Origin of the sequence: Acetobacter nitrogenifigens DSM 23921 = NBRC 105050 (assembly GCF_000429165.1) — a bacterium.
In the GTDB taxonomy this organism is placed as follows: Bacteria; Pseudomonadota; Alphaproteobacteria; order Acetobacterales; family Acetobacteraceae; genus Acetobacter; species Acetobacter nitrogenifigens.
Map to the genome: position 1 here is coordinate 192,175 of NZ_AUBI01000003.1, position 24,888 is coordinate 217,062.

Genomic DNA, 24,888 nt, shown 5'->3' on the forward strand with positions numbered 1-24,888 from the left:
CTTTTGTAGACCTATAGGACAAGAGCAGGGTGGCAAGTGACAGCCCGCCCCTGCTCTCAGAAACACACGCATCTGTGTAGTTCGTCTGTTTAAGCACAGATTTTTGATAAATTCGACCCGGAAAGTACTGGTCGATCAGGCTTAGAGAGCATAAACATCATCAAACAACGATACATATGTATCGTCCAGCGATACACTTTTTATCCGGAGGCGCCAGCCCAGCATGCCGCTTATAGTGAAACCGAATGCGGATGCTTCGTGTGGGCCGTAAAATAGGAGGGAAGCACAGTGAGTGATCTTCCTGCTCAAATTCTTCTGACGCTCAGTACGCTGGGCTACAGCGCGATTCCCGCGATTTTTGACTCAAACGAGACGCATATGACGAATCCGCACTGGGTTCCCCACGCGCGCTTTCATGTGGTCTGGCAAGTGTTGAGCTATATCGGCGTCGCCGCTCTCGCGCTCTACTTTATCTGGACGCCCGACGACGGGTCCGGTCGTAATCTGTGGTATGCATCATTTTTGTCGATAGCTGCTTACACAGGCTTTTTCAGTGCGTCCCTGACGACGAAGCTCTACGGTGGAGCTAATTACGATGAGAACGGCGTGGTGCCATACAGGCCGCCATTTCTGGGCCGCTATATGGCCTTTGAAGTAAATATCACGCTTTTTTCTGGCGCCGTGGCTATTCTGGTAATGGGCATGTTGTGCATCTTCATGTCACACTCAACTCATATCTCGAACACTCTCGCTACGGCGATCTGGTCCTTCATGGCTGTTACGACTGTCGTATTGCTGGTGCTGATCGTCGTGTTCGTCGGCGGATTCATGCGACGCGGCAAGGGGATGGATGTCGGAATTTCTCAAGTACCAGACGAAATAAATAATTTTTCCTGAAAAACAGCGTGCAAGGTGGAGAATATGGATATTCATCAGGAAAGCGGCATTCGTGATGCTGCGGCTGCAATTGTTAGCGCTTTCGACAAACGGGTCCCTACGGATCCGGTGAAATCACTGATTGAACCGCTGGGACTTGGCGCCGCATACAAGGTGCAGCGCGAAGTTGTCGCTCATCTTTCAAGAAACGGCGCGCGCTTGACCGGGCGAAAGATTGGTCTGACAGCGCGATCCGTTCAATCGCAGCTCGGCGTTGACCAGCCCGATTACGGTGCGCTGCTCGATACGATGGAATACGCGGACATGGATGAAATTCCATGGAACACGCTTATTCAGCCGAAGATTGAGGCGGAAGTCGCGTTCGTTCTGGAACGGGATCTTGATCAGGAAGGGCTGTCGATGGTCGATGTCATTGGCGCAGTAGCTTACGCACTTCCAGCCATTGAGGTCGTGGACAGCCGCATTCGTGACTGGAAAATATCGATCTTTGATACAATCGCGGACAACGCCTCCAGCGCTGCCTATGTGCTGGGTGGCGAGCCTCGGAAAATCGACAAGCTTGATCTCCGGTTGTGCGGTATGCGCATCGATAACGCAGGAGAGCCGGTATCGACGGGCTGTGGCGCCGCATGTCTGGGCAATCCGTTGACTGCGCTGACCTGGCTCGCGCGCCAGATGGTGCGTCTGGAACAGCCTCTCAAGGCCGGACAAATAGTCCTTTCCGGGGCTTTGGGGCCAATGGTGTCGGTGGCGCGCGGGGAGGTTTACGAAGCGCAGGTCGCCGGCCTGGGCAGCGTGCGCGCCGTGTTCGGAAGATAAACAGATACCCCTTAGAGGAAAAAGGAGGACATCATGTCATTCATTCAAAAATTCGCTGAGAGGGTTGATACGGCGGCCATCTCTGCGACAGCCATTCCGCAGATTACGCAGGAGCAAAATTTCGGGGTAGATGAGGCGTATGCGATTCAGGCGGCGAGCATCGATCGTCGTGTGCAACGGGGCGATCCCATTGTGGGCATCAAGATGGGTTTCACCAGTCGAGCCAAGATGGTGCAGATGGGCGTCAGCGACTTGATCTGGGGCCGCCTTACGCGCTCCATGATCGTGGAAGACGGCGGTTTTACCGAAATGTCGCGTTATATCCATCCACGAGCCGAGCCTGAAATAGCCTTTCTTCTTCGTAAGCCGCTGAGTGGCGTCGTTACGCCGCTGCAAGCCCTTGACGCCGTGGGCGGCGTGGCGTGTGCAATCGAGTTGATTGACAGCCGCTATGAAAATTTCAAATTCTCTTTGGCTGACGTGGTAGCCGATAACGCGTCGTCCTCTGGGTTTGTTGTCGGAACCTGGCGTGAGCCGGGGACAGACCTGAACAATATCGGAATGATCATGAACGTAGACGGCCGCCCGGTGGGCTACGGGTCGAGCGCCGCTATTTTGGGCGATCCAGTGCGGGCGCTGGTGTCCGCCTCGCGCGTTGCAGGCGAAGCGGGCCTTTCTCTGGAGCCCGGGATGGTCGTCATGGCGGGCGCCGCCACTGCGGCGATTGCGCTGGAGGCAGGACAGCATGTTCGCCTGGAGGCCTCCGGGTTAGGTTTTTGCGAATTCCGAATTCGCTGACGAAAGGGAAGATACAATGCCGATTATACAAATTAATCTCGTTGAGGGGCGTGACGATAAGGTCGTCAGTGAATGCGTGCGCGAAGTAGCTCGCACGGTCAGCCGCACCTTGGATGCGCCACTTGCTTCGGTTCGCGTCATGGTCAACGTGATAAATCCTCAGTTTTTCTCTGTTGGCGACGTAACGAAAGCAGAGTCTGCAGCTCAGAAAGACAAGTCTTAATCTTGATAGGGTCCGTATAGAATTTCATAGGCCGGATCTGGCTGCAGACGTCCGATCGTGCATGAATACCGGAGGGAGAGCGCAATGCAAGTTCCTGTAAATAACTTTAAGAAAGCTTTGTCTTCTGGAGATTCGCAACTGGGCATCTGGGCAAGTTTTGCCGATCCCTATGCCACAGAAGCGATTGCGACGGTCGGCGCAGACTGGCTGCTGATTGACGGCGAACACGGGCCAAACGACGTGCGCAGCATTCTGGCGCAACTTCAAGCGGTGGCCCCCTATGCTTCACATCCAGTCGTGCGGGTTGTGGACGCCAATCCCGCCGTCATCAAGCAGGTGTTGGACATTGGCGCGCAGACGCTGATGGTTCCCATGATCGATACTGCTGAACAGGCGCGCGCGGTCGTGGCGGCGACACGCTACCCGCCGAACGGCATACGCGGCGTGGGCGCGGCTTTGGGACGTGCGTCGCGTTGGACAAGCATACCGGATTACGCCGATTCTGGCGTGAAAGAAATCTGCGTGATCGTTCAAGTCGAAAGTGTAAAAGGAATTTCTAACATCGAAGAAATCGTCTCTGTCGACGGTGTCGACGGCGTCTTCTTTGGGCCGGTCGACCTTTCTGCGTCTATGGACCTTATGGACCAACCGACGCATCCGGATGTCGTGAAGGCGATCGAACATGGAACGTCCATTGCTAGAGCGGCCGGAAAAGCGGCAGGCGTCCTCGCCACGGATGTTGAACGCGCTAAGGGATATCTTGCTGCAGGTGTTCAATTTGCCGCTGTAGGCATCGACATTCTCATGCTTATCAATTCTGGGCGAGCGCTTTTGCGCGAGCTTAGGGGTGATGCTGATGAGAAAAGAACATCCTACGGATGATATTTGGAAGATGTAGTGAATAAAGAAGTTATTCCAAGATGAAATGTCTCTTCTTTTCAGTGTCAGATTACGTAAGGTGTTGCAGCGTTATGTGGAATCGATGACCGACTGTCTGTTTCTCTGTTTCTCTGTTTCTCTGTTTCTCTGTTTCTCTGTTTCTCTGTTTCTCTGTTTCTCTGTTGCTCGAGGGGGCGCAGAGGATCCTGGCGTAAGGCGTGGCTCTCGCGGATGAGCGGAGTTTGACCCTCTTCCTCGCGATCGTGGACTGCAGCGCTCTCCCGCCTGCGTTCGTGTGGATGGACGAGGCTGCACCTGTTACTGCGGAAGTTGCTATTGGAGGAGCGCGTACGGCGGCGTATCTCGGTGCTCCGTCAAAGCTCTTCGAAGACATGATCAATACCGGTCAAGCGTCGATGGCGACGGTCCCTGGGTTGTTGCCGCTGCAAGGAGGCGTGCCGGTTCTGCTCGAGGGGGCCGTCATCGGTGCGGTCGGCGTCAGCGGTTCATCGGGTGAAAATGATCAGGACATCGCCACGCGGATCGCCGAGTGTTTGTGACTTATGGTTAGTGACGCAACGGGCCGCACGTAAACGTCATGTGTTGAGAAAGGTTAACACTATCATGAGCCTCAACAGAAAAACTCTTGTCGTGATCGGCGGCACGTCGGGCTTTGGGAAGGCTCTCGCGGAGCGGGCGGCGGCACTTGGGGCTTCTCTCGTGGTGACGGGCCGGGACGCGGCGAAACTGAGCCAGGTGGTGGACGAATTCTCCGGGCGAGGTTTTCGCGTGAAAGGACATATCGTTGATGCGTCAAATGAGGATAGCCTCGCATCCTTTTTCGAGAGCGTCCCGTCGTTTGATCATCTTGTGTCGATGGCTGGCGGATTCATGGGGGGCGGGTTCCTCGGCGCAGATTACGAGACGATCTATCGCGCGGTCGACGAAAAGCTCTTCGCGAATCTCCGTATCGCGCGTTATGCGGCGGCGAAGGTTGGAGCGGGCGGCAGCATGGTGTTTACCGCAGGAGCCGGCGGGCGGCCCGACAATGCTTCCGGGGCTATCGTCGGAAATGACGCCATTCGTCTGCTGGTGCAGGGGCTGGCCGTGGAACTGGCGCCTAATGCGCGCGTGAATGCGGTGGCTCCGACCTGGACGGAAACGCCACTCTGGCGAAACATGCCGCCGGCGGACGTTCAAGCCACGAAGGAGCGCTTTGCCAAGGCGATCCCCATGGGACGAACGGCCACGATTGACGAGGTCGTTCAGGTTTATCTTTTTCTGATGCGGTGCGGTTTCATTACCGGTCAGACGATCATTGTCGATGGTGGGTTGACACTGGTGACATGATTCTTCCCGCCAACGTCGGCTATCTGGTTAACCCGTATGCCGCGATAATCGAAAAAATCATGACGGAATCTTTAGTAAATGCCACTCCAGATAACCCAGAGGTTCGAGAAGGTATCGGGATCGTCGAGAGGATATGCGACAAGCCCTTTCGGCAGCAAATCGATGGCGATTTTGGCAACGAACTGAGCGCCATAAAGCCGGGGCGAGGATCAGGCTATCAGGCTATGCCGTGCCGGACTGCCTACGAAGATCCACGTCATTGTCGGTACTGCCGGAAAGGTTGCGGTTCTTTCTCTGCCGCCCGGATAAAGGGTCGATGTCACTGAAGCTGAAATATTGTTTGATGAAGTCGAACCCGAGTTCTTCATCGTCGGCAGTGTTTATGATGCCGATCCGCTTATTAAAAGGCCTTATGTCCAGCAGATCACGCCGGTTATCCCGTCGAGGAGAAATCGACCCAATTGATAGAAAATTAGCTTCTTGGTTTATAGAAACAGAAACATTATCGAATGCTTATCCGTCAGACTGAGGCAGTCCACGGCTATCGTAACACGCGGCGGCAAACTGAAATCAATTTTTCTCGCCGCCGTTCAACCCGTCGTCGCTATCTTCGGAATTACCCAATGCCCTACTTGGCGACGGGCGTCGTCGTTTTTTCACCCGCATCCTTTTCGAGCGGAATTTATTTGAAAATGGTTACCATGCCCACTGTGGGGATAGGTGCAACAGGCACGCTCTCAAAGTCAAGAAGTTCTTCGATCCTTTCCACGTGATTCGGTGTTTGTAAATCAACCAATAAGTTAACAGCATTGGGATAAGTTTTGTGTGTTATTCTATAATTTAATCTCCCTGATTCTGTTCAATGGATTTCTTCGCCATCGGTGGATAATTTTTGTCCAGATGGTGACACAATATACAAAAATTTTAAGGGAGCGGCATCTTCTCGCTTATGTTTAATGAACGCCATAACAGATCCCAGGTTATCGAATTTCTTTTTCCTGATTCCAGGTTTTGTTTTTTTTTGATAAAATAAGGACCAATATTCGAACATCTTCTACCGCTCCCATTTATGCTCAGGCGATGTTTAATAACTTCTATTTGAATCAATTTCAAAAAATTACCACATTTCAATGAGATTCGCATGATAATGAGAAACGATCGTCGGTTCTGTCCTTCTGACACGCCCAACCCATCCCGAAAGTAAAGAATGGTTCCAATTTTTTTCGAAAAATACAGAGAAACAACGCCGAAACCCTTTGGACTTGCAAATGGCATATCCTCCGATATTGGCTTCTTCGAGTAGAACCGAATCCCCCAAATTCGGTAACACACTGGAATTCTTCGAATAAGCGATAAACTTCACCACGATTTTTACTTTCATCAAAAGTTTAACGTGTTTCGATTGAGACCTATGTCATGCAGAGCCGTTGGAATTCGTAATCGAATAACCATTTTCGTGAAGGGATTTGATGATATCGTCGGCTAGATCTTCATATGACGGTTCTTCATAATCCTTATCTTGCAAGCAACGGGTTATGATGTCGCGCATCCGAAAATACGCCTCATCTTTTATAGTCATGCGCCTTTCCCCTTGTTTTCTTCAGCATACTCCCAGCCTCCCCCGAGTGATTTGTACAGTTGAACAAGCATAGCCTCGGACTCGGCTTTGCTGCTCACTAAGCGGGAGCTCTCGTCGAGATACTCACGCTCAGATGCGATGACATTCAGATAGTTTTCTGTTCCATCGGAGTAGCGTTGCTGAGCGACATCTAGTTCTCGTTTCGCTTCCGTTACAGTATTTTTAATCTCATCGTGAGTTTTTTGTACGTTTCTATATGAAACCATGGCGTCATCTACTTCATTCCACGCTTTCAGAACGACTTTCTGATAGGCGATTGCGGCCTCTTTTTGCTCTGCCTTACGTAGATGCAATTCCGCGCGGAGCTGGCCTCCCTTAAAAATCGGGATGTCGAGAGAGGGACCAACGGCGCCTGCCCGAGAACTAAGATTGAACATTTTGGGAAATTGAATGGACTGCGTACCGAAATTCCCGCTCAAAGAAATGTCAGGGTAGAAGGCCGCAACCGCAGCGCCAGTCTGCGCTGTTGCTGCGTGGAGTTTGGCCTCGGCTTCGCGAATGTCCGGCCGACGTCGCGCGAGTTCAGACGGCAATCCGGTCGGTACTGACGGTGGAAGGTCAGGTTGGTTTGTCGATGCCAGCAATTCGCCATCAAGTGAATGTGGGGATTGAGCGAGAAGCAAGGTGATGGCGTTCAAGAGGTGAGAACGTAGAGATTCCATAGCTGGAAGTGTCGAACGCATCGACGTTTCAAGTTCTAGCGACTCAGCCAGGTCCAGGTTATTGCCGGTTCCAAACATGATTTGGTTGCGGACGAGCCTGGTGTTTCGCTCTGCTATTGCGACGTTGCGTTTTGTAATTTCTATTTTATTCTGAACAGCTCTTAAGGAGAAATAATTAAGCGCGAGGTCGGAGACAGTCTCCAATGCGATCGCGTGTCGCGCCTCTTCAGCTGCCGCCGTATTGGCGCGTGCGGCTTCCACCCTGCGTCTGATACGTCCGAAAAGATCGGCCTCCCAGGAAGCCATGATCGAATTCGAGAAGAGATCGTATTCAGTCGGCGCGCCTGGTCTGGGCTGTACAAGCTGCAGAAATCCTTGAGGGCTCATCATCGTCCGCGAATAGCTGGCGGAGGTGCCTAACTGAGGGAGTCCTTGAGACGCAGCCGCGTTTCGTTCCTGCCGTCCTTCCTCAACGCGCTGCTCCGCCATAGCCAGATCAAAGTTTTGAGCAGCGAGCCGTGAAACCAGAGACGTCAGTTCGGCGTCATGGAAGCTGTTCCACCACGTGGCATCGACCGCGCCGCCATAGGTTGTGCTCGCTACCGAATGAGGGCTTTCATTCCACCTGCTCGGCAGGTTGGCGTGCGGTTCCTTGAAATCTCGTCCAACCGTGCAGGCGCCCAGCGTGGTCGCCGCGCACAGAAGATACAACCGTCGAGTTTTTCTTCCAAACATGGTCATCTCATTCGTGTGCAAGCGTCACTGGCGCAGTCGAATTGGTCTGCGCGCCAACAACATCGTCAAAATTCGTGTAAATCGTGGTCTCAACCGAATAACCAAGTCGCAACAGATGCGCTAAAGGCTGACGAGGACTGACGACGATCTTTACCGGGAGACGCTGAACGATCTTTGTGAAGTTTCCGGTCGCGTTCTCTGGAGCGATCGGCGCAAACTCTGCGCCAGTAGCGGGAGGCACGCTGTCTACGACCCCGTTCAGGTCAACGTCATACGCATCCAGATGGATTTTCACCTTTTGCCCCGGGCGGACGTGACGCAAAGCGACTTCACGGTAATTCGCCTCGATATAGATGTCGTTCATGGGAACCACAGCCATAATGGTAGCCCCCGGGCTCACGTAATTGCCCGCCTGTACCGTCCTGGCGCCAACCATGCCGTCGACGGGCGCGTGAATACGGGTATAGGAGAGGTTCAGGCGGGCTTGCTCCACCCGAGCCTCATCCGCGCGCACCGCCTGCGTTGCTGCATCATGTTTGGCCTTAAGGATATCCAACTGGTGGCGCGCGGCTTCCAGTGCAGCCTGCGCTCCCATCAGATCGGCTTCATCCTGGCGCCACTTTGTGGCCGACAGTTGCTTCTCCTGAGACGTGCCAGCGCCTGTACTTGCAAGATGATCGTATCGGTATGCGTCCTGTTTGGAAAAATTCATTTTGACTTCGAGGGCCTTAACGCGAGCTTCGGCTTCTGAAATCAAAGACGGTTGCCGCGCGACAGTCGCTGCGGCGTCGTCCACTTCAGCCCGGTCCCGGGCGAGGGTCGCTTCTGCGTCAGCCAGCGCGGTATGGTAGTCCCGGTCGTCGAGCACGGCGAGAATATCGCCTCGCTTCACCATCTGGTTGTCGTTGACATTGACTGTCTCGATCTGCCCCGGGATACGCGGCGCAATTACAGCGTTATGAGCGTGAACATAGGCGTCATCTGTCCATACATTTTTTGTCGGAATAAAAATGATTCCAAGGACCACGACAACGAAGCAAAGCGCTACAGCCACCCCGAGGAACAGGGGCCATCTGCTTTTTGGCGTTTCGTGGCCAGGGGGAGCGGAGTGGGGATGTGGATCAGCCATAAAAATTCACCTGTTATTTCTTCATCAGAGCTATACGAGGGGCGTAAGTGCGGATCGGTAACGTAACGATCAGCAGCATCAGACCGACTGATATTGCTGCGAACACAAGATACGCATCGCTGACAGTAAGAGTTGTTACCTCGGCTTTTACCGTATGGGAGAACCACTCAAGGCTGCCGTCGAAGCGGGGCGCTCCGTCAGGAAGCAGCGGCGTCGGGTGTTGCGGAAGATATCCGTTGGATTGCACGACTTCGAAGCGCCGACGTCCAAGCTGATCAGTGACTCGGGACGAATGCAGCCCTCCACGCCAACGCTCAATAAGGTCGAGCAGCCAGAGGCCTACCGCCTCCGATATTGCGCGCGGGGTGTTGACGATACCAGCTGCGAAGGCCCCCTCCGGCGGCTGAATCGAATTCGTCGCCATTTGCAGAAGCGGCACCACAATCATCGCGAGCGCGAGACTGAAAACCAGTTGCCAGCCATAGAATTGCTCTCTGTTCCACGAACTCGTGACGAACGATTCTCCAATGCAGGCGCAGAAGAATAGCGACACGCCAATGAAGGACACTACTCGCGGATCCACACGTTCACGGTTCAGGAGAACCGCCATCGACGGAAGAAAAACAAGCTGGGTCAGGCCAATTTCCAGCGTAATAAGATGCGCGTTGATAGGCCTGTAACCCTGAACTTCGGTGAGGTACATAACCGGCAACGACGACGAAGCCGCATTTATCAACAACAACGTGAATAACGCTATGACGCCGTAGAGAAGATTCGGTCTTTTAAGGAGAGGAAGTTTTACGAGGGGGAGCGGGTGCCGGTTTTCGTTTATGACAAAGAGCGGGAAACTCACCACAGTGAGGAGTATCAGAACGCAGATCAGCGGAGAGTTGAACCAGTCAAGACGATCTCCCTGGATCAGAAACGTCGATAGCGAACTCAGGCAAATGAACGCGAGAAGTGAACCGCGCCAGTCGAATTGGCGTAGGCGTTCGAAATGCGTCGGATCTCTCCATAGGAAGGTCGAGCACAAAGCTGCAGCGATCGAGCATAGAAAGATGGATTCATAGAAACCGAACTGCCATCCCACGACGTCGGACCATAATGCTGCAAGCGTCACAGACAGGTTCGGGGTAAATGTCGCAGTAAGCGCGTAAACCGCCAACCCCCATAGCCTTATCGGCGGCGGTAAGGCGCGAAGAGCCGTCGCCATCAATAGAGGAATTGTTAGTCCACCGGACAGTCCCTGAATCCATCGAAGAGAAAATAATAGAGTCAGATTTTCGCATTGAGGGATGCAGACTGATGTCAGGCAGTTCACAGACAGAACGATCAGTACCAATTTTCGCAGCGATAATGTATACATCCACCAGGGGGAGAAACACATGCCGAGAACTTCTCCGGATACGTAAAGACTTTCCAACCACGTTCCCGGGTCATGGCCGACGCCAAGAGCGCCTCGCAGGTCCGGCATCACGACGCCGACCACCTGATCGTTGAACTCGGCGCTAAGCGCCGCTATCAGGACTCCAAGGAGTCCCAACAACGGTTTGATATCAATTTTGCCGCTCATCAGGGATTTTTCCCGAATTTCTTCCGAGAACCTCCATTTTTTTTCTGAACGCCATAGGCGGCAAGTAATCCGTTGAATGTGAGACGCAACAGTTGCCCAACGGTCGGGGATGCGGCAATTCCAGATAGAGGCGCATGAGTCAATTCGAACACGAGCGCGCCGAGCATCTCATCATCGCCTGGAAATTCGCTATTAAACATCGGGCGTAAACGTTTGCCGACAGCCCACCAATTATCTCGGATCAATGCCGTCTGCAGTTCGCCGAAATCTGAATCAGCCCCGACATGGCGCGCATACTCAAGCGCCAAAAAGGCCCAAATCCCGTTCTTGGCAAGATTGTCGGCCCATGCCGCCAGACGATCCACAATAACGTCGTGTGAGCTGTCGTCGTCGAAGATGCTCATCACGGACGTGAGGCTCTCCTTTTGGTATCGCTTCATAACTTCAAGAAAAAGATGCTCTTTACTCTCAAAATTCGAGTAAATTGCCCCTTTGCTGTAACCAGCCTCTGAGGCAATGGCCTCCAGACTTGCTCCCCCAAATCCTACTCGAGCGAACAGGGCGCCAGCGGTCGCTAGAATCTCCTGGCGAGTTTCTGCTTGCTGTTCGGTGCGACTCAGGCGCTTGCGGGGTGCAGTTTGTGGTTTCATGTGAGTTTCATATACCGATCGGTATGCAGCGTCCATATGGTATATCGATGCCATGCGCGATTTCGTTTTCCAAATCAGCGAAATCAGGTTTGCGTGGACTCCGTATGTTCATCTGGCAGTTTCGAAAATGGCTGGATGTCTCTGTGCGTCGCCGTCCCAGGAGGTTCTCGCCGGCGCAATCGCGGCGGCTTGCTGGACGCTTGTCATGCGGGATTTTTTGGCTGGAAGCGCGGTGGCGGCTCGCTATCGAGCGAATACCGCCTGATGGCGAAGATGAGGACCAGGCCCCGCAGATATCGGCTCAGGGTGCGGAAAAAGCTGCGGTGGCCGGAGAGCACGGCGCGGGGTGGTGACATCCGCCTTGCGAGCGGGATGTTTTCATAAAGCATACAAGTTTTTACAAGGGAGGATCTGAGTCTTACTTTACTGTTTGGGTCACGGCGGGTGCGACGCTGCAGGGAAGCGCGACGTGGTTCTGCCTTGCCCGTAGAACTTTATCCTATCGGTGATCACCCATATGCGGCTGTTCCCTGCGTGTTCGGCAGCCGGGGCGATGGACGCGTTGCGGCCATCGTGTTGTATGACGCAGATGAATTCATCGGGAATATTTCGTTCTAATCGACAGTGCGGTGAGGCCAGCGTAGACTGGCGCCCGCTGCAATCATTGCCTCAGCGGAGGCCTGTCGCAGCAGCTTATTGGCAGCGACGAATTTCGGATTCCGACGCCGGATAGGCTCACGCAACGCAACCATCCCATATTCAAGGAGGTAGTTGCTCGATCAACCGAAAGCTCGCTGATGGCCGAAAATTCAGGCACGCGATTTATTAAGTGATCACGCGATGGATATGGCCGCGATCTGACGATCGCAAAAGCAAGAATCGTGCAGCAAAGGCGCCCGCCAGCCAGATGCCTTGGCTGCAAAGATAATGTGTCGAATTATTCTTCAGTTTTCTTGAATATTTGTATTTTTTGCCATGAGTTCTTTTAATCCGGATTCCAGCGCCGTCTGAAACGCCTGTAACGTCTCCTCGCTCGCATAATGCTCGATGCCCTCGGCATCTATGCGGACATTCTCGGCGCTGATTCCCAGTGCGGAGAGAAACGCCTCGACGATGCCATGGCGGCGCCGCGCGTTCATAGCGACGGCCTGTCCGGCTTCGGTCAAAAAAACCCCGCGATAGGGCTTCTGCGCCACCAAGCCTTCGGAGGCGAGGCGAGCGAGCATTTTCGCGACGGTGGGTTGCGAAACTCCAAGCCGGGCTGCGATGTCGACCTGCCGCGCGTCCATCCCCTCGTCAATCAGGTCCGCGATCAGTTCCACGTAATCCTCGATCAACACGTTGCGGCGCGCCTCCCGGTTGGCCCGGAAGCCCTCGCTCTGCGACTGCGCGTCCACAAAACGCGGCTGGGTGACGGATTGCGTCTTCTTTCTCATGATGTCCCGGTAGGCCGACAATATGCCCAGGGGAATAAAGCATTTCGCGCGCGGGGTCCAAGCAGTAGCGGCATGTGTATGACGCGGACCCTTTCGCTGCGCTCCTGACGGGTTACGGGCGCCCATTCGGCGCATGTCCCGGACGAGGCCGCCCGGATCCCTCAACCCTGGCACCGCGGCGCTTGCATCGACGGGCGTCAGGGCGTGTTGTTCTCCTCAGGCGAGTCAAACGTTTAAGGAGGACCTGTTTATGAAGAAACGTGCGCTGGGCAACACCGGCTTCGAGATCGCCCCCATCGTTTTTGGTGGCAATGTGTTCGGCTGGACGATCGACGAGAAAAGCAGTTTCGACGTTCTGGACGCCTTCGTGGATCACGGTTTTGACGCCATAGACACGGCGGACGTCTATTCCGTGTGGGTTCCGGGCAACAAGGGGGGAGAGTCCGAAGCGATCATCGGCCGCTGGCTCAAGGCCCGGCCCGGCATGCGGGACAGGGTCAAGCTCTTCACCAAGGTTGGCATGGACATGCGGCAACCGGGACAGACTGGGCTGTCGGAAAAGTGGATTCTCACAGAGGTTGAAAACTCCCTGACCCGACTGGGCGTCGAGCGGATCGACCTCTACTTCTCGCACAGGTTCGACGAGACGACGCCGCAGGAGGTGACGCTCGCGGCATACGAACGCCTGCTCAAGGAGGGCAAGATTCGCTCCCTCGGCGCTTCGAACTTCGACGCGGCGCAACTGCAGGATGCTCTCGATGTCTCGAAGAGGGATGGTTTGCCCCCTTATCAGGTCCTTCAGCCGGAATATAATCTCTACGACCGTGGCACCTATGATGGGGCTTTGCGCGACTTGTGTCTGAGAGAAGGCGTGGGCGTCGTACCGTACTATGCGCTCGCATCCGGGTTCCTGTCCGGAAAATACCGCAGCGAGGCGGATCTTGGCGTCAGTCAACGGGGCGGCAAGGTGAAGGATTATCTGAACACACGAGGGTTCGGGATCCTCAAGGCGCTGGATGCTGTCAGCGCGCGTCATGGGGCAAGCGATGCGGAAGTCGCGCTTGCGTGGTTGATCGAGCGTAAGGGCGTGACTGCTCCAATCGCAAGCGCGACGAAAGTGTCTCAGGTTGAGAGCTTCGCGAAGGCGGCTAGCCTGCAACTGACGGCGGAAGATATGGCTGAGCTTGAAGCGGCGGCCGCATAGCCACTTAACGCAGCGTGTGGCCGGGGAGGCGTTTCCGGACGCCTCCCTTTGAATAGGTGCGGGACTATATGAAAGTGCTCACGATCCAGATTAAAAAAACGGCGGCTGTCGCCTTTTGGACCAGATAACGGCGACGCGCGAATGCGCGAGTCTGGTCAAAAAGCGCATCTAAACGAAATGGCTTTGTATTAGCTGGTGATCGTGAACGAAGCCCGCGTGAACGCGTGCCTTCGAATGGGCGAAAACAGCCGACGCTTCAATACTCGGCGTTAATCCCACCCAGTCGAAGTGGGCGGGAGACGTGCTTAGCGAACCTGAAACGCTCGCGACGCATCGAGAAATTCCCTGTTGGCGTCCAGCTCGTGCGAAACCACGATCAGATACGCCATGGCGCGCGTCAGTTCGATACGAGTGGAGACGTTGGTCTCACGCGCCTCCAACCGACGCAGCATCGCTGTCGCGCGCCGGGCGGTTGCGGCGGCGCGCCCGTAACGTCCCGTAAACTGGCTCATCCGCTGCATGGTGAGCAGCAACGCGTCACGGGCTCTGGGGGGAATCTGGTCGCGCTCGAGAACGGCACGTAGACGGATTATGTTCAGGCCTATGGTCATCGCCGCCAAAGTGCCCTGCAGGCACCCCTCGATAGTGGGGGAGGGGGTGGGCCCGGCGTGGCGGATCAGACGTGCGAAGCGATCAATGTTTCGACCGATCCAGTCCTGCGTCAGTGGTATGGGCTGTGCGGAGGCGAGGGTCCGCAGATCCTGCAGCATCGTTCGACGCATCCGCCAGCGCTCCGCTGCGGCGTCGAACGGCAAGATGACCTTGAAGATCAGCACCGAGCAGGCGACGGACAGCAAGATGGCTCCGGTCGAATTGAACCAGGCAATTTCGTTTTCGCGGGTATGATTCGTGGGATGAACGAAATTCGGCAACAAAAGGGTAAAGGCGGCGGAATGCAGGGCGGTCGCCGGATTGCGGGCGGCAAGGCCACCGGCGATCATCGGGACCGAAAGTGCTGCGATCAGCATTTCCGGATCGGAAAGACGCGGCACGATCAGGAAAACGAAGAAAAAGGAGACGATCGCCGCCCAGACGCTGCCCTTCAGGAAGTTGGTCGTCGCCAGAACCGGATTTTCACGCGTGGCGAAGAGCCCGCAAACCACCCCGACGAAGGTGATGAATCCTATCCCCGCGGACCACGCCGTCACCTCCCAGATCAACGCCGCCGCCATCAGCGCGATTGCGGCGCGGATGCCGTTGTAACCAGCCTCACGCCAGTCACGGTGGGATTGGAGGCGAAAGCGAAAATGGTCGCCGCGAACCGTCGTCTGGCTAGCTTCGAACTCCAGGATCGCCCGGTCGAGTTCTCCCAGCAACTCGTCCAGAGCGTTGTGCAGGATACGCTGGTCGAGCAACGCCACGACCTGCTGATTCTCTGACGGCAGGTTGAGAGAAATCTCTTCGGTCAGTGCGTCGACGATACGCTGACGGCACTCACCGCGCAGAAGAGACAGGTCCTGCCTGAGGGCTGCAATGGATTCATCGCTGTCCAGCCGTTCGGGGGCGTTCGTCAGAAATGCGCGCGTCTTTTCTGTCGTCGCCTGAAATACGGGCTGTTCATGTTCCAGAGACTGTATCCGCACGGCCATGCCAAGCCCGCGCGACAGCAGCACCGAAACGGCCGCCAGCGCGGCGCGGGCGTGGTCGCCCTCATGCCCGTGCGGCCCCATCTCGACCTCACTGAATTCGATCTGGTCGTTGATGGACAGCAACGGTCCGAAGAGCGCGCGTGAACGGATCAGGGCGGCCTGATTGCCCTCGAGCAGCGATGCGATAGCATCGGTCACGCTGGCCAGCGCAGTGCGAAGCTTGGCGCGTATATTGGCGCGCGCGGAGTCGGCGAGATTATGCGCGAACAGGCCCGCAATAAGGCTCTCGCAGGCGATGCCGAGAAAGATGTAGGTCGCGCGCGACATCGCGACCATGAAGATGTTTTCCGGGTTGCTGACCGCGCCAAGCGCAATGATGGCGCAGGTGTAGCCGGTGAGCACGAGGGCGTAGGAACGGAAATTGTGCACGACGGTAGCCAGCGCGCAGCAAAGCCCCATCCAGATCGCAAGCGCCGGGAAAAACAGTCCAGGCTGCTGCGGAAAAGCGGAAATCAGGGCCACGGCGGAAATGACGCCGAAAACAGTGCCGACGATACGCCACCGCGCTTTCGACAGACTCTCGCCGCGCGACCCCTGGGCCACGATCCAGACGGTCATGGGCGCCCATTGCGGATCGTCGAGCTCCATCCACATGGCGATGATCAACGACAGCAGCGCCGCTGTCGTCGTGCGGACGGCGAACCCGAGGGCCGACATGGTGGGGAAGAACAGCCAGCGCAACCGGCCGTTGCGCGCCTCGCCGGGCCGCCGCAATGGCGTCAGGTGCTGAAGGAACGCCATGCGGCGGGCAATGAAAAGGGGGATTCCCGGTAAGACCAGCACAGCTCTACTTGCGTCCGAGGCGAAGAACGTCGATCATTTAAAGCAATTCGAGCCATCCCGTGCATGGGACGCTCGCATATCTGTTATCGCGCCGCGCCGATGAAGGCGCTTCGGGGACGTGGCGCGGACGAGCTTCATCGAGGGCGGAGACTCACTGATGTCTGGATTTTTTGGCGGACTTGTTGACAAGCTCGGTGGCGCGCTCGGCGTCGATCTGCATGCGAAACTGAACGAGGAGCTGGGGTCCTTGTTGCAGCCTGACACGATTCGTGATCTCGTCGCGAAGGCGGATCAGGCAGGACTCGGCGATCGCGTCCGCTCGTGGATCGGTTCAGGCGACAATCTGCCCATCTCGGCCGATGAAATCCGCAACGTCCTCGGCAGCTCGCAGGTTCAGGACCTCGTCGCGCGCACCGGCCTCCCCGCCGACACCCTGCTTCCCGCTTTGGCGCATTTCCTTCCGGACGCGGTGGACAAAAACACCCCCGCTGGTACGGTCTGAGCGGCGCGGTCTGGAGCGGTCGAAACGCGCGAGTTGACGGCATGACGTTTGGAGAGCGGGTGAGCAAGGCCGATTTGTGGCTTCTGGACAAGGTGTTCCAGCCGGTCGCAAATCGCATGCCGGAGAAGCTGTCGGCAGTCGAACTGGGCATGAGCATGCTGTTTGGCGCGCTGATGCTGTCAGCGGCATCTATCGTCGCGATGGTCTTTCTTACCGGAATGGAGATCACCGACGCGATCTTCAACGTGCTGATCTGGGCGTTCGGCCTGTCGTTCTATATCGGCGTCGCCCGTATGAAGACGCTCGTGCGCCCGGGCCATCTCAACCCGCTTCGAGTCATGCTGACCGGCATGCGGCTTCTGTCTATCCCCTTCGCTATTTACGCCTTTTATCAGGGAGTCTCGGCCCCTGCGCCGTTCGTGATTCCGCTCTGGTTCAATGCGTTGGCGAATCTGGTTTTCGTCGTAGGTATTTACTTCGTCTCGTGCGAACCCCCGCCGCCGCCAATGCGGCAGTCCGTGTGGGAGCGGGGATTCGGGGAGGCCTCTAACAGAACCTGAAGCCCGTAGCGTCAGGACGCGATCAACTTCAGACGCTCTCCCTGTCTGCCAGAAGGGCGCGTGCTTCCTCAGCGTCCTTTGTGATCTGTCCCTTCAGGGCGTCCAGATTCTCAAATCTCTTCTCTGCCCGCAGCAGTGCATGAAGGGCGACGGAAATCGTCTGCCCGTACAAATCGCCGCTGAAATCGAAGAGGTGAACCTCAAGCCGCGATTCCTGGCCATCATTAATCGTCGGTCGCCGCCCTATATTGGCGACGCCATAGTACGTATGGCCGTTCGAAAGGCGCACCATGCAGGCATAAACGCCGCGCGCCGGTTCAATATGCCGCCCAAGGGCGACGTTCGCGGTGGGAAAGCCCAGCAGGCGGCCACGCTTGTCGCCGTGCTGGACAACGCCGCGGATAGACCACGGGCGTCCCAGCTCAACCGCTGCGCGCTCAGGATAACCGTCCTGCAGCAGGCGGCGGATGCGCGTCGAGGAGTAGGGGCCGTTCGCGTCGGTCAGGGCCTCCGCGACAGTGAACCCGAAGCCAAGTTCTGCCGCCCGTTCCGTTAGAAACGGCACGTCGCCGCCTCGCCTGTGGCCGAAGGCGAAATCGTGACCGCAGGCGACGTGTCGCAGGCCAAGCGCGTTGTGCAGAACGTCTTCCACGAAGCGATCGGCCCGCATCTGTGAAAACGCCTCGCCGAACGGAATCTGGAAGATGTGCTGCACGCCGAGCGCGCCCAGAGCGGCCGCACGCTCGTCAGGCAAGGTCAGTCTGAACGGAGGGTCTTGCGGGCGGAACAGTTCGCGCGGGTGGGGCTCGAACGTCACAACCGCCAGAGGCGCGTCCGGGCGCGCTAGCTGCACGGTGCGAACGAGATGGGCGTGGCCGAGATGGACGCCATCGAAATTGCCTAGCGCGGCGACTGCGCCGCGCGCCTCGGGGGGAACCGAACGCCAGTCTTCGTGCAGGCGGGGAGTCATGGAGCGTCGGCTGTCACGTCGTCGCCGGGAAGCCCGAACAGGACGCCGACTTCAGGCATGTCGTGCGCCACCGGATGGGCGTCTCCGGCTACCGTGCCGTCCTGAGCCCGCACCATGTGGCAGGTTTTCATTCCCGCCCCGCGCGCCGCGTCCAGTTCCGCCACGACGTCCGACACGAACAACACGTCTCTCGGAACCCACCCCTCTGTCTCAGCAATTTTGGCATAGCTGGCGACGTCCTTCTTGCCGCCCATCGCAAGGTCGAGGAACGCGTCGAACAACGCCGTGGCGTCGCCCTCGGCAGTGTGGCCGTAGATCAGCTTCTGCGCAGCGACCGAACCAGATGAGTAAACCGCGAGCTTCACGCCCGCCTTTCGCCATGCGCGTAGCGTGGGCAGAACGTCAGGGTACAGCGTGGCGACGAGTTCTCCGTCCGCGTAACCCTCCGCCCAGGCGAGCCCCTGCAACGCCTTGAGCGGCGCGACTTTCGCGTCCTCTTTCATCCACGCGTTCAGCCGGGCGAGCGGCTCCATGTCCGGCGCAAGTCGACGCGTCTCCTCCAGCGCCGCCGCCACGGCGGGCTCGGATGCACGTCGAACGATCAGGTCAGGCAGCGCCTTGCGCGCATAAGGGAACAGGACGTCATGAACGAATGAGACCGGCGTCGTGGTGCCTTCGATGTCCAGAAGGACGACTTTGGGTTTCATGCAGCGACGGCCGGAAAGCGTAACGCGATGTCGTCGCCGGTGTAGTCCGCGATCCAGCCATCGGTGTTGGTGAAGACGCGGAGCGCCACCACATCCGGGATTTCTCCGGCGTCAAACCAGTGCGGGATGCCTGCCGGCACCGAAATCAGATCATTCTGCGTGCAGCCGATATCGTAGACGGCGCCGTCTACGTGCAGGATGAAGTGCCCCGCGCCGTGTACGAAGAACCGCACCTCGTCCTCGGTGTGGCGGTGCTCCGACAGAAATTTGTCGCGCAGCGCAGCCCGGTTGGGCGTGTTCACGTCGATGCGGATGACGTCGGCCGACCCGGCGCCCGTCTCGCCCATCAGCTTGTCCAGCCAGGGACGATAGGTGTCCAGCACGTGCTCGGCCGAAGCGTCGCGGGGAGGGATATCGACGCCAAGCCAACGCTCGAAGCGGACTCCGATGGTCTTCAGACGTTCGGCGATGGCCGCCGGGTCGCTGGTGGAGAAGCGCGCCGCGCCGGGCGTGCCGTCATCGAACACCACAAGACTGCTCATAGTCGTTCCTCCGCAATTCTCGTCGGGACGCCCAGCTTGACGCGCTCCAGTTCGCAGGCGAGCAGGAACTCCAGTCCCTCAAGCCGGGCAAGCGCGACGTCCATGGTCGGCCCCCATACGTACACGCCATGGCCGCGAATGATGTATCCGGCCTTCATGTCGTCGAGATACAGCGCGACGCTGCGCGACAGGTGCGCGATGTCCTGATCGTTGTCGAACACAGGAACAGTGACACGCGCTGCGTGGGTGGTCTGCCCCTCGAAGACTTTCTGGACTTCGTAATCCGCCAGATAGAGCGCCGACGCTTTAGTAGCCATCGACAGCACTGTTGCTGCGACGGAATGGCCGTGCAGGACAGCTCCGGCGGCGGGAAAATTCCCGTATATCTGGCAATGCAGCAGCGTTTCGGCGCTCGGGCGGTCGCCTTCGCGCTGTGGACGACCCTGCAGATCGACCTCGATCACGTCGTCCGCGTTCAGGAAGCCCTTGTGGCCACCGGAGCGGGTCAAGGCTATGCGGCCATCAGCCAGCCGGACGCTGATGTTGCCGGCGGTCGCCGGCACCCATCCGCGCTGATCCATCCTCCGGCCCGCGCGTACAATCGCCTCGGCTGCGGCGGCCCATGCAGGGTCCGCGACGACCGCGTTGTGCCCCTCGCTCATGACCCCGCTCTGATGAATCAGTTGGGGCGCGCGTTCGTCGCAGCGCGGTCAGCCGCGCTGGCGTCGGTCGCAAATCCGGTCGAGGCGGCGGGCGGCGCGGGAATGCGGCCATCCTGCTTGTTCGCCTGCTCCATGGATTCGTCGTCCTCCATGTTCTTCTTGAAGGACTTCAGACCCTTGGCGAAATCGCCCATCAGGGAGCTGATCTTGCCGCCCCCGCCGAAGACCACCAGCACGACCGCCAGAACGATCAGCCAATGCCAGATGCTCAAGCTACCCATCGCCTCAATCCTTGCCGTGTCGAGTTGCGCCCTGTCCGGGCAGCCGGAACGCAGGACGCGCTCCATGCAATACTATCTGACCGGATGACATGGCCGCCCCGCGGCGATCATGCAAGCGTCGAGAGCGTTGTTCCGCATAAATTGCTTCGATAAAGGCTCGCCGCGCCATCTGCGCAGAATACCGCGCACGGCTTTGGAGAAGGCTCTCCGTCAGGAGATCCAGCCATTGGGCTGTTCAGGTATAATGAAACCGTAAGTTGGAAAGACTGTACGCCCCATGGAGCCGGTTGGCGACCACCAGACGCGCACCCGAGACCAGTCGTTGCGAGCCGACACGTCGACAACCGGGACGCGGCGGTCGACATGTCCGGGACTCCAGTTCGCCTGATCGACGAGCACGGCGCGTGGCCCTTCGATCGACCGCACGACGGACACGTGCCCGTCCGGCAGGCGCGACGTCGACCTGAAGACCAGCACGGCGCCCGGCTTCGGTTGAGCGGCGCGCGCGTATTTCCCGTTGGCCGAGCGCCACCAGGAGGCTGCAGGACCGTAGAGAGCGACGTTCGAATGCTCCCGCGCCCAGGGAGCGCACTGGACCCGCCCATTAAATCCGCCGCCGCAGGCCGTGAGCAGCGCGGCTAGGGAAAACGCGAGCGTGTTTCTGACGTGGCGGGCAAAGCGTGCCGACCGCGATGGCAGGGTGATGACCGCTTCGGTGCGGCAGGCAGGCCGCCGAGAGAACCTGTGTCGGGTCATGGGGAGTTCCTGAGGGCGTGGATACGCTCGTCGGCCTCGTCGCGCTCTGTGGCCAACACGCGTTCGGCGACGTCACGGGAGAAGCCGGCGCGAGCAAAGGCGGCGAGAATGCGGGAGACGTCCTCATTGTCGCCGCCTTCCACGCCTTCCGGGCGAAAGGGGCCGACGCGTCGCTTGCGGGCGAAGACAAGCGCCGCGCCGAGTTCCGCATCTCGTCCGGCGTCTCCTTCGCCCAGAGCGCCCTCCAGCGCGTCGTCAATCACCGAGGCGTCGAGCCCCTTGGCGGCGAGCCGCGCCTGCACCGCCCGCCGCGAGCGGCCGGAACGGGTCAGTCTGGCGGCGCGGGCTTTGGCGAACGCTGCGTCATCGACGGCTCCGAGAGTGGTCATCTCGGCTGCGATCTGTCCGGCCAGCGGACGTAGAGCTGCCGCAGCACTAGCGACCTCTCCGGCGTCGAGGCCTGCGTCGGCCGCCTGCCGCGCCCATCGCAGGATGCGGCGTTCCAGAACTTGAGAGAGCGCCTGCTCGGTTGTGGAGAATCTGGCGAGATGCGCAAGCGCGGCTTCGCGCAGACGTGACCGGTCTGGCTGAGGCGGTGCGGCGTTCTGACTGGAGGCGGGGCGTCGGGAGGGCATGGTCTTGTGATCTAGCATAATTCGTCGAATCGGGCGCGCCCAGCACGCTGGCGTGTCCCTCCGTGCGTGACGCCTGGACCTTCGGGTTTTTCGCGCCAAGGTGGAATGCGTCGCCCAGGTTCGTCGTGTGACATATGATCAACCAAGCATTTCGAGCGCTGGCGTTGGCGGCTGCTTGTGGTCCGCCGATTCCAGGCTTGACAGTAGTCGTATCAGGGCGTAAGCGCCGCCCCTCCTACGGAACGCGGGAGGTCGCGGTGCGCGTCAGCGCATTGGCAGACCGCCAGTACCGCGGTTCGGGTGAAACTTAACAGGAGTCCCCGGATATGGCCAAAAAGATCGTTGGCTACATCAAGCTGCAGATTCCCGCCGGCAAGGCTAATCCTTCGCCGCCGGTCGGCCCGGCGCTGGGTCAGCGCGGCCTGAACATCATGCAGTTCTGCAAAGAATTCAACGCGAAGACGCAGGGCCTCGAGCCCGGCATGCCGATCCCGGTCGTCATCACCGCGTTTGCTGACCGCACGTTCAGCTTCATCACCAAGACGCCCCCGAACACCTACTTCCTGCTGAAGGCGGCCAAGGTGTCCAAGGGCAGCCAGACGGTCGGCAAGTCCGCAGCCGTCGGCAAGGTGACGATGGCCCAGCTGCGCGAGATCGCCGCCGAGAAGCAGAAAGACATGAACGCGAACGACCTCGACGGCGCCGTGCGTATGCTCGTCGGTTCCGCCCGTTCGATGGGTCTGACGGTGGAGGGCTGAGATTATGGCGAAGAACAAGCGTCTTACGAAGGCCCAGGCCGCCGTTGACACCACGAAGGCCTATGGCCTCGACGAGGCGATCGCTCTGGTGAAGAGCAACGCTACGGCGAAGTTCGACGAAACGGTCGAGATTTCGCTGAACCTCGGCATCGACCCGCGTCACGCTGACCAGATGGTCCGCGGTCTGCTGTCCCTGCCGAACGGCACGGGCAAGACCCTGCGCGTGGGCGTTTTCGCTCGTGGCGCGAAGGCTGAGGAGGCTCTGGCCGCCGGCGCCGACGTGGTTGGCGCGGACGACCTGATGGAGAAGGTGCAGGCTGGCGAAATCGACTTCGACCGCTGCATCGCGACGCCGGACATGATGGGTCTGGTCGGTCGTCTCGGCAAGATCCTCGGTCCGCGTGGTCTGATGCCGAACCCGAAGCTCGGCACCGTCACGATGGACGTGAAGGGCGCTGTCACGGCGGCCAAGTCCGGTCAGGTCGAGTACCGCGCTGAAAAGGCCGGCATCATCCATGCTGGTATCGGCAAGGCCTCGTTCGACGGCGAGAAGCTGGCGGAAAACATCCGCGCGTTCGTCGATGCGGTGCAGAAGGCTCGTCCGACTGGCGCGAAGGGCACCTACCTGAAGAAGGCGGCTCTGTCTTCGACGATGGGCGCTGGCGTTCGCGTCGACGTGTCGGCTTTCTCGGTCTAACGGCCGAGTTCAAGACGTTGCCGTGTGGCGCGCTTTCGGGTGCGCCGCGCGGCTTCCAGGGTGGCGCGCCCCCGCGCGCCATTCCGATCCTGTCCCAGACCGGGCGTGGCGCTCAGCCTTAATGTTCTCTGCTTGACGGGGGACGCGGCCGGAAGACGAGGATGCTGGTTATGCAGGCTCAGTCTGCGTCTCCGGGTGTTCCGTAAAAGGACAGGCGAACCGGATCGCCGGATGTTTTGTCCGGCGGTTCTAGGGAAACCCGGTCTGTTCGAGTTCCTCGGGCAGACCAAGACGGAGACGGGATTTGGACCGTACGGAGAAGCGCGAATTTGTCGCGTCCCTGGCCGCCGTGTTCGCCGAGACGTCGATGGTTGTCGTCACCCGCAATGAGGGTCTGACGGTCGCCGATGTGACGGATCTGCGACGCAAGGTGCGCGCAGCGGGCGCGACCTACAAGGTCGCGAAGAACCGGCTGGCCACTCTCGCCCTGGATGGGACCCGATTCGAAGGCATCTCGCCGCTGCTGAAGGGACCGACCGCGCTCGCGTGGGCGGCCGACCCTGTGGCTGTGGCTAAGGTGATCGTCGAGTTCGCCAAGACCAATGACAAGCTTGTCGTGCTCGGTGGAGCCCTTGGAACCCAGACGCTCAATGCGGATGGCGTAAAGGCTCTGGCCGAACTTCCGTCCCTGGATACGCTCCGGGCGCAGCTGGTGGGGCTTATCTCCACGCCGGCCACGCGCATCGCGGGTGTCCTTCAGGCGCCGGCAGGACAGCTTGCGCGGGTCTTCGGGGCCTACGCCAAGACGGGCGAGGCGGACGCAGCCTGACCCTGTCCCCGCGCGCGGGGACAAGAAAATTCGCACGTCCGGCTTTCGCCGGGTTGTGTATCGATAACCGGTATCTATATTAGGAAGACTAACCATGGCCGATCTGAACAAGATTGTTGACGAGCTTTCCGCTCTTACCGTTCTCGAAGCCGCTGAGCTGTCCAAGCTGCTCGAAGAGAAGTGGGGCGTTTCCGCTGCTGCTCCGGTTGCTGTCGCCGCCGGTCCGGCTGCCGTCGCGGCTGCGCCTGCTGAAGAGCAGACCGAGTTCACCGTGATCCTCGCCAAGTCGGGCGACAAGAAGATCAACGTGATCAAGGAAATCCGCACCATCACCGGTCTGGGCCTGAAAGAGGCGAAGGATCTGGTCGAGGGCGCGCCGAAGACCGTCAAGGAAGGCGTCAACAAGGACGAAGCCGAGAAGATCAAGAAGGTTCTCGAAGAGAACGGCGCTTCCGTCGAAATCAAATAACGACGGGTGTTTTTGGCGGGGCTGTGGTTTATGT

At 58.4% G+C, this 24,888-nt stretch carries 29 protein-coding genes; 15 read left to right on the forward strand and 14 right to left on the reverse strand.

The genetic code is table 11. The features are described from left to right. Positions 1-288: 288 nt before the first annotated feature. From G442_RS21040 to G442_RS24940, 8 genes are all read left to right on the forward strand, one after another. Positions 289-897 (forward strand): DUF6640 family protein, encoded by a 609-nt coding sequence (locus tag G442_RS21040; RefSeq protein ID WP_051291986.1) that lies wholly within the window; start codon positions 289-291, stop codon positions 895-897. 24 nt (positions 898-921) lie between these two features. Then, complete coding sequence (locus G442_RS0105735; protein WP_035376236.1) at positions 922-1,716, forward strand: 2-keto-4-pentenoate hydratase; 795 nt, start codon at positions 922-924, stop codon at positions 1,714-1,716. A gap of 33 nt (positions 1,717-1,749) precedes the next feature. Further along, positions 1,750-2,514, forward strand: a complete 765-nt coding sequence (locus G442_RS0105740; protein ID WP_026397219.1) for a 2-keto-4-pentenoate hydratase — start codon at positions 1,750-1,752, stop codon at positions 2,512-2,514. Between the two features lie 16 nt (positions 2,515-2,530). Then, on the forward strand, positions 2,531-2,737 hold the full coding sequence (locus G442_RS0105745) for a tautomerase family protein (RefSeq protein ID WP_026397220.1): 207 nt from the start codon (positions 2,531-2,533) through the stop codon (positions 2,735-2,737). A gap of 84 nt (positions 2,738-2,821) precedes the next feature. Beyond that, positions 2,822-3,619: an aldolase/citrate lyase family protein gene (locus G442_RS0105750; protein WP_026397221.1), complete on the forward strand. Its 798-nt coding sequence runs from the start codon at positions 2,822-2,824 to the stop codon at positions 3,617-3,619. Between the two features lie 215 nt (positions 3,620-3,834). Continuing rightward, entirely contained in the window at positions 3,835-4,176 is a 342-nt protein-coding gene (locus tag G442_RS21045; RefSeq protein WP_051291988.1) for a GlcG/HbpS family heme-binding protein, read from the forward strand. A gap of 64 nt (positions 4,177-4,240) precedes the next feature. Continuing rightward, complete coding sequence (locus G442_RS0105760; RefSeq protein ID WP_035376237.1) at positions 4,241-4,966, forward strand: SDR family oxidoreductase; 726 nt, start codon at positions 4,241-4,243, stop codon at positions 4,964-4,966. Further along, on the forward strand, positions 4,963-5,292 hold the full coding sequence (locus tag G442_RS24940) for a hypothetical protein (protein WP_154660351.1): 330 nt from the start codon (positions 4,963-4,965) through the stop codon (positions 5,290-5,292). The genes G442_RS0105760 and G442_RS24940 overlap by 4 nt, the downstream gene beginning before the upstream one ends. A 1,088-nt stretch (positions 5,293-6,380) precedes the next feature. On the opposite strand, the gene G442_RS24945 is transcribed toward G442_RS24940, so the two are convergent. From G442_RS24945 to mntR, 6 genes are all read right to left on the reverse strand, one after another. Further along, the gene (locus G442_RS24945) at positions 6,381-6,545 is read right to left on the reverse strand and encodes a hypothetical protein (RefSeq protein WP_154660352.1); all 165 of its coding nucleotides are present in this window, start codon (positions 6,543-6,545) and stop codon (positions 6,381-6,383) included. Next, positions 6,542-8,008 carry an efflux transporter outer membrane subunit gene (locus tag G442_RS0105775; protein WP_084440386.1) on the reverse strand — a complete coding sequence of 489 codons (1,467 nt, stop codon included), beginning with the start codon at positions 8,006-8,008 and terminating at the stop codon, positions 6,542-6,544. Before G442_RS0105775 ends, G442_RS24945 begins: the two co-directional genes overlap by 4 nt. A gap of 1 nt (position 8,009) precedes the next feature. Next, positions 8,010-9,131 (reverse strand): HlyD family secretion protein, encoded by a 1,122-nt coding sequence (locus G442_RS0105780; protein ID WP_051291993.1) that lies wholly within the window; start codon positions 9,129-9,131, stop codon positions 8,010-8,012. A gap of 13 nt (positions 9,132-9,144) precedes the next feature. Continuing rightward, positions 9,145-10,704 (reverse strand): MFS transporter, encoded by a 1,560-nt coding sequence (locus G442_RS0105785; protein WP_051291996.1) that lies wholly within the window; start codon positions 10,702-10,704, stop codon positions 9,145-9,147. Further along, positions 10,704-11,354 carry a TetR/AcrR family transcriptional regulator gene (locus tag G442_RS24290; protein WP_161628334.1) on the reverse strand — a complete coding sequence of 217 codons (651 nt, stop codon included), beginning with the start codon at positions 11,352-11,354 and terminating at the stop codon, positions 10,704-10,706. Before G442_RS24290 ends, G442_RS0105785 begins: the two co-directional genes overlap by 1 nt. Before the next feature lie 944 nt (positions 11,355-12,298). Continuing rightward, complete coding sequence (gene mntR, locus G442_RS0105805; protein ID WP_051292000.1) at positions 12,299-12,790, reverse strand: manganese-binding transcriptional regulator MntR; 492 nt, start codon at positions 12,788-12,790, stop codon at positions 12,299-12,301. A gap of 250 nt (positions 12,791-13,040) precedes the next feature. Here mntR and G442_RS0105810 point away from each other — a divergent pair, with 250 nt between their 5' ends. After that, entirely contained in the window at positions 13,041-13,994 is a 954-nt protein-coding gene (locus tag G442_RS0105810; protein ID WP_026397229.1) for an aldo/keto reductase, read from the forward strand. A gap of 305 nt (positions 13,995-14,299) precedes the next feature. Here G442_RS0105810 and G442_RS0105815 read toward each other — a convergent pair whose 3' ends face one another. Then, the gene (locus G442_RS0105815) at positions 14,300-16,444 is read right to left on the reverse strand and encodes an FUSC family protein (RefSeq protein ID WP_051292002.1); all 2,145 of its coding nucleotides are present in this window, start codon (positions 16,442-16,444) and stop codon (positions 14,300-14,302) included. 199 nt (positions 16,445-16,643) lie between these two features. Between G442_RS0105815 and G442_RS0105820 the strand changes: the two genes are divergently transcribed. Both G442_RS0105820 and G442_RS0105825 read left to right on the forward strand, forming a co-directional pair. Continuing rightward, positions 16,644-16,988: a YidB family protein gene (locus G442_RS0105820; RefSeq protein WP_026397231.1), complete on the forward strand. Its 345-nt coding sequence runs from the start codon at positions 16,644-16,646 to the stop codon at positions 16,986-16,988. A gap of 41 nt (positions 16,989-17,029) precedes the next feature. Further along, positions 17,030-17,548 carry a hypothetical protein gene (locus G442_RS0105825; protein WP_026397232.1) on the forward strand — a complete coding sequence of 173 codons (519 nt, stop codon included), beginning with the start codon at positions 17,030-17,032 and terminating at the stop codon, positions 17,546-17,548. Positions 17,549-17,576: 28 nt separating this feature from the next. Here G442_RS0105825 and G442_RS0105830 read toward each other — a convergent pair whose 3' ends face one another. From G442_RS0105830 to G442_RS0105860, 7 genes are all read right to left on the reverse strand, one after another. Further along, positions 17,577-18,518 (reverse strand): bifunctional riboflavin kinase/FAD synthetase, encoded by a 942-nt coding sequence (locus G442_RS0105830; RefSeq protein ID WP_026397233.1) that lies wholly within the window; start codon positions 18,516-18,518, stop codon positions 17,577-17,579. Beyond that, positions 18,515-19,225 carry an acireductone synthase gene (gene mtnC / locus G442_RS0105835; RefSeq protein WP_026397234.1) on the reverse strand — a complete coding sequence of 237 codons (711 nt, stop codon included), beginning with the start codon at positions 19,223-19,225 and terminating at the stop codon, positions 18,515-18,517. The genes G442_RS0105830 and mtnC overlap by 4 nt, the downstream gene beginning before the upstream one ends. Then, positions 19,222-19,767, reverse strand: coding sequence for a 1,2-dihydroxy-3-keto-5-methylthiopentene dioxygenase (locus G442_RS0105840; RefSeq protein WP_026397235.1), 546 nt, complete (start codon positions 19,765-19,767; stop codon positions 19,222-19,224). The genes mtnC and G442_RS0105840 overlap by 4 nt, the downstream gene beginning before the upstream one ends. Then, on the reverse strand, positions 19,764-20,429 hold the full coding sequence (locus G442_RS0105845) for a methylthioribulose 1-phosphate dehydratase (protein WP_026397236.1): 666 nt from the start codon (positions 20,427-20,429) through the stop codon (positions 19,764-19,766). The genes G442_RS0105840 and G442_RS0105845 overlap by 4 nt, the downstream gene beginning before the upstream one ends. A 17-nt stretch (positions 20,430-20,446) precedes the next feature. Then, on the reverse strand, positions 20,447-20,710 hold the full coding sequence (locus G442_RS0105850) for a twin-arginine translocase TatA/TatE family subunit (RefSeq protein WP_026397237.1): 264 nt from the start codon (positions 20,708-20,710) through the stop codon (positions 20,447-20,449). A 210-nt stretch (positions 20,711-20,920) separates the two neighbouring features. Further along, positions 20,921-21,466 carry a CHAP domain-containing protein gene (locus G442_RS0105855; protein ID WP_084440388.1) on the reverse strand — a complete coding sequence of 182 codons (546 nt, stop codon included), beginning with the start codon at positions 21,464-21,466 and terminating at the stop codon, positions 20,921-20,923. Beyond that, positions 21,463-22,101, reverse strand: coding sequence for a RecX family transcriptional regulator (locus tag G442_RS0105860; RefSeq protein WP_026397239.1), 639 nt, complete (start codon positions 22,099-22,101; stop codon positions 21,463-21,465). Before G442_RS0105860 ends, G442_RS0105855 begins: the two co-directional genes overlap by 4 nt. Positions 22,102-22,427: 326 nt before the next feature. Between G442_RS0105860 and rplK the strand changes: the two genes are divergently transcribed. From rplK to rplL, 4 genes are all read left to right on the forward strand, one after another. Next, positions 22,428-22,859, forward strand: coding sequence for a 50S ribosomal protein L11 (rplK, locus tag G442_RS0105865; RefSeq protein WP_026397240.1), 432 nt, complete (start codon positions 22,428-22,430; stop codon positions 22,857-22,859). A gap of 4 nt (positions 22,860-22,863) precedes the next feature. After that, on the forward strand, positions 22,864-23,556 hold the full coding sequence (rplA, locus tag G442_RS0105870; protein ID WP_026397241.1) for a 50S ribosomal protein L1: 693 nt from the start codon (positions 22,864-22,866) through the stop codon (positions 23,554-23,556). A gap of 304 nt (positions 23,557-23,860) precedes the next feature. After that, entirely contained in the window at positions 23,861-24,385 is a 525-nt protein-coding gene (gene rplJ / locus G442_RS0105875; RefSeq protein ID WP_026397242.1) for a 50S ribosomal protein L10, read from the forward strand. A gap of 94 nt (positions 24,386-24,479) precedes the next feature. Beyond that, positions 24,480-24,854, forward strand: coding sequence for a 50S ribosomal protein L7/L12 (rplL, locus tag G442_RS0105880; RefSeq protein WP_026397243.1), 375 nt, complete (start codon positions 24,480-24,482; stop codon positions 24,852-24,854). The last annotated feature ends 34 nt before the right edge of the window (positions 24,855-24,888 follow it).

What these genes read in the sequence shown, in the direction of transcription:
- G442_RS0105735 (WP_035376236.1), top strand. Translation starts at nt 922, where the DNA reads ATGGATATTCATCAGGAAAGCGGCATTCGTGATGCTGCGGCTGCAATT.
- G442_RS0105740 (WP_026397219.1), top strand. Translation starts at nt 1,750, where the DNA reads ATGTCATTCATTCAAAAATTCGCTGAGAGGGTTGATACGGCGGCCATC.
- G442_RS0105745 (WP_026397220.1), top strand. Translation starts at nt 2,531, where the DNA reads ATGCCGATTATACAAATTAATCTCGTTGAGGGGCGTGACGATAAGGTC.
- G442_RS0105750 (WP_026397221.1), top strand. Translation starts at nt 2,822, where the DNA reads ATGCAAGTTCCTGTAAATAACTTTAAGAAAGCTTTGTCTTCTGGAGAT.
- G442_RS0105760 (WP_035376237.1), top strand. Translation starts at nt 4,241, where the DNA reads ATGAGCCTCAACAGAAAAACTCTTGTCGTGATCGGCGGCACGTCGGGC.
- G442_RS24940 (WP_154660351.1), top strand. Translation starts at nt 4,963, where the DNA reads ATGATTCTTCCCGCCAACGTCGGCTATCTGGTTAACCCGTATGCCGCG.
- G442_RS24945 (WP_154660352.1), bottom strand. Translation starts at nt 6,545, where the DNA reads ATGACTATAAAAGATGAGGCGTATTTTCGGATGCGCGACATCATAACC.
- G442_RS0105775 (WP_084440386.1), bottom strand. Translation starts at nt 8,008, where the DNA reads ATGACCATGTTTGGAAGAAAAACTCGACGGTTGTATCTTCTGTGCGCG.
- G442_RS0105780 (WP_051291993.1), bottom strand. Translation starts at nt 9,131, where the DNA reads ATGGCTGATCCACATCCCCACTCCGCTCCCCCTGGCCACGAAACGCCA.
- G442_RS0105785 (WP_051291996.1), bottom strand. Translation starts at nt 10,704, where the DNA reads ATGAGCGGCAAAATTGATATCAAACCGTTGTTGGGACTCCTTGGAGTC.
- G442_RS24290 (WP_161628334.1), bottom strand. Translation starts at nt 11,354, where the DNA reads ATGAAACCACAAACTGCACCCCGCAAGCGCCTGAGTCGCACCGAACAG.
- mntR (WP_051292000.1), bottom strand. Translation starts at nt 12,790, where the DNA reads ATGAGAAAGAAGACGCAATCCGTCACCCAGCCGCGTTTTGTGGACGCG.
- G442_RS0105810 (WP_026397229.1), top strand. Translation starts at nt 13,041, where the DNA reads ATGAAGAAACGTGCGCTGGGCAACACCGGCTTCGAGATCGCCCCCATC.
- G442_RS0105815 (WP_051292002.1), bottom strand. Translation starts at nt 16,444, where the DNA reads ATGGCGTTCCTTCAGCACCTGACGCCATTGCGGCGGCCCGGCGAGGCG.
- G442_RS0105820 (WP_026397231.1), top strand. Translation starts at nt 16,644, where the DNA reads ATGTCTGGATTTTTTGGCGGACTTGTTGACAAGCTCGGTGGCGCGCTC.
- G442_RS0105825 (WP_026397232.1), top strand. Translation starts at nt 17,030, where the DNA reads ATGACGTTTGGAGAGCGGGTGAGCAAGGCCGATTTGTGGCTTCTGGAC.
- G442_RS0105830 (WP_026397233.1), bottom strand. Translation starts at nt 18,518, where the DNA reads ATGACTCCCCGCCTGCACGAAGACTGGCGTTCGGTTCCCCCCGAGGCG.
- mtnC (WP_026397234.1), bottom strand. Translation starts at nt 19,225, where the DNA reads ATGAAACCCAAAGTCGTCCTTCTGGACATCGAAGGCACCACGACGCCG.
- G442_RS0105840 (WP_026397235.1), bottom strand. Translation starts at nt 19,767, where the DNA reads ATGAGCAGTCTTGTGGTGTTCGATGACGGCACGCCCGGCGCGGCGCGC.
- G442_RS0105845 (WP_026397236.1), bottom strand. Translation starts at nt 20,429, where the DNA reads ATGAGCGAGGGGCACAACGCGGTCGTCGCGGACCCTGCATGGGCCGCC.
- G442_RS0105850 (WP_026397237.1), bottom strand. Translation starts at nt 20,710, where the DNA reads ATGGGTAGCTTGAGCATCTGGCATTGGCTGATCGTTCTGGCGGTCGTG.
- G442_RS0105855 (WP_084440388.1), bottom strand. Translation starts at nt 21,466, where the DNA reads ATGACCCGACACAGGTTCTCTCGGCGGCCTGCCTGCCGCACCGAAGCG.
- G442_RS0105860 (WP_026397239.1), bottom strand. Translation starts at nt 22,101, where the DNA reads ATGCCCTCCCGACGCCCCGCCTCCAGTCAGAACGCCGCACCGCCTCAG.
- rplK (WP_026397240.1), top strand. Translation starts at nt 22,428, where the DNA reads ATGGCCAAAAAGATCGTTGGCTACATCAAGCTGCAGATTCCCGCCGGC.
- rplA (WP_026397241.1), top strand. Translation starts at nt 22,864, where the DNA reads ATGGCGAAGAACAAGCGTCTTACGAAGGCCCAGGCCGCCGTTGACACC.
- rplL (WP_026397243.1), top strand. Translation starts at nt 24,480, where the DNA reads ATGGCCGATCTGAACAAGATTGTTGACGAGCTTTCCGCTCTTACCGTT.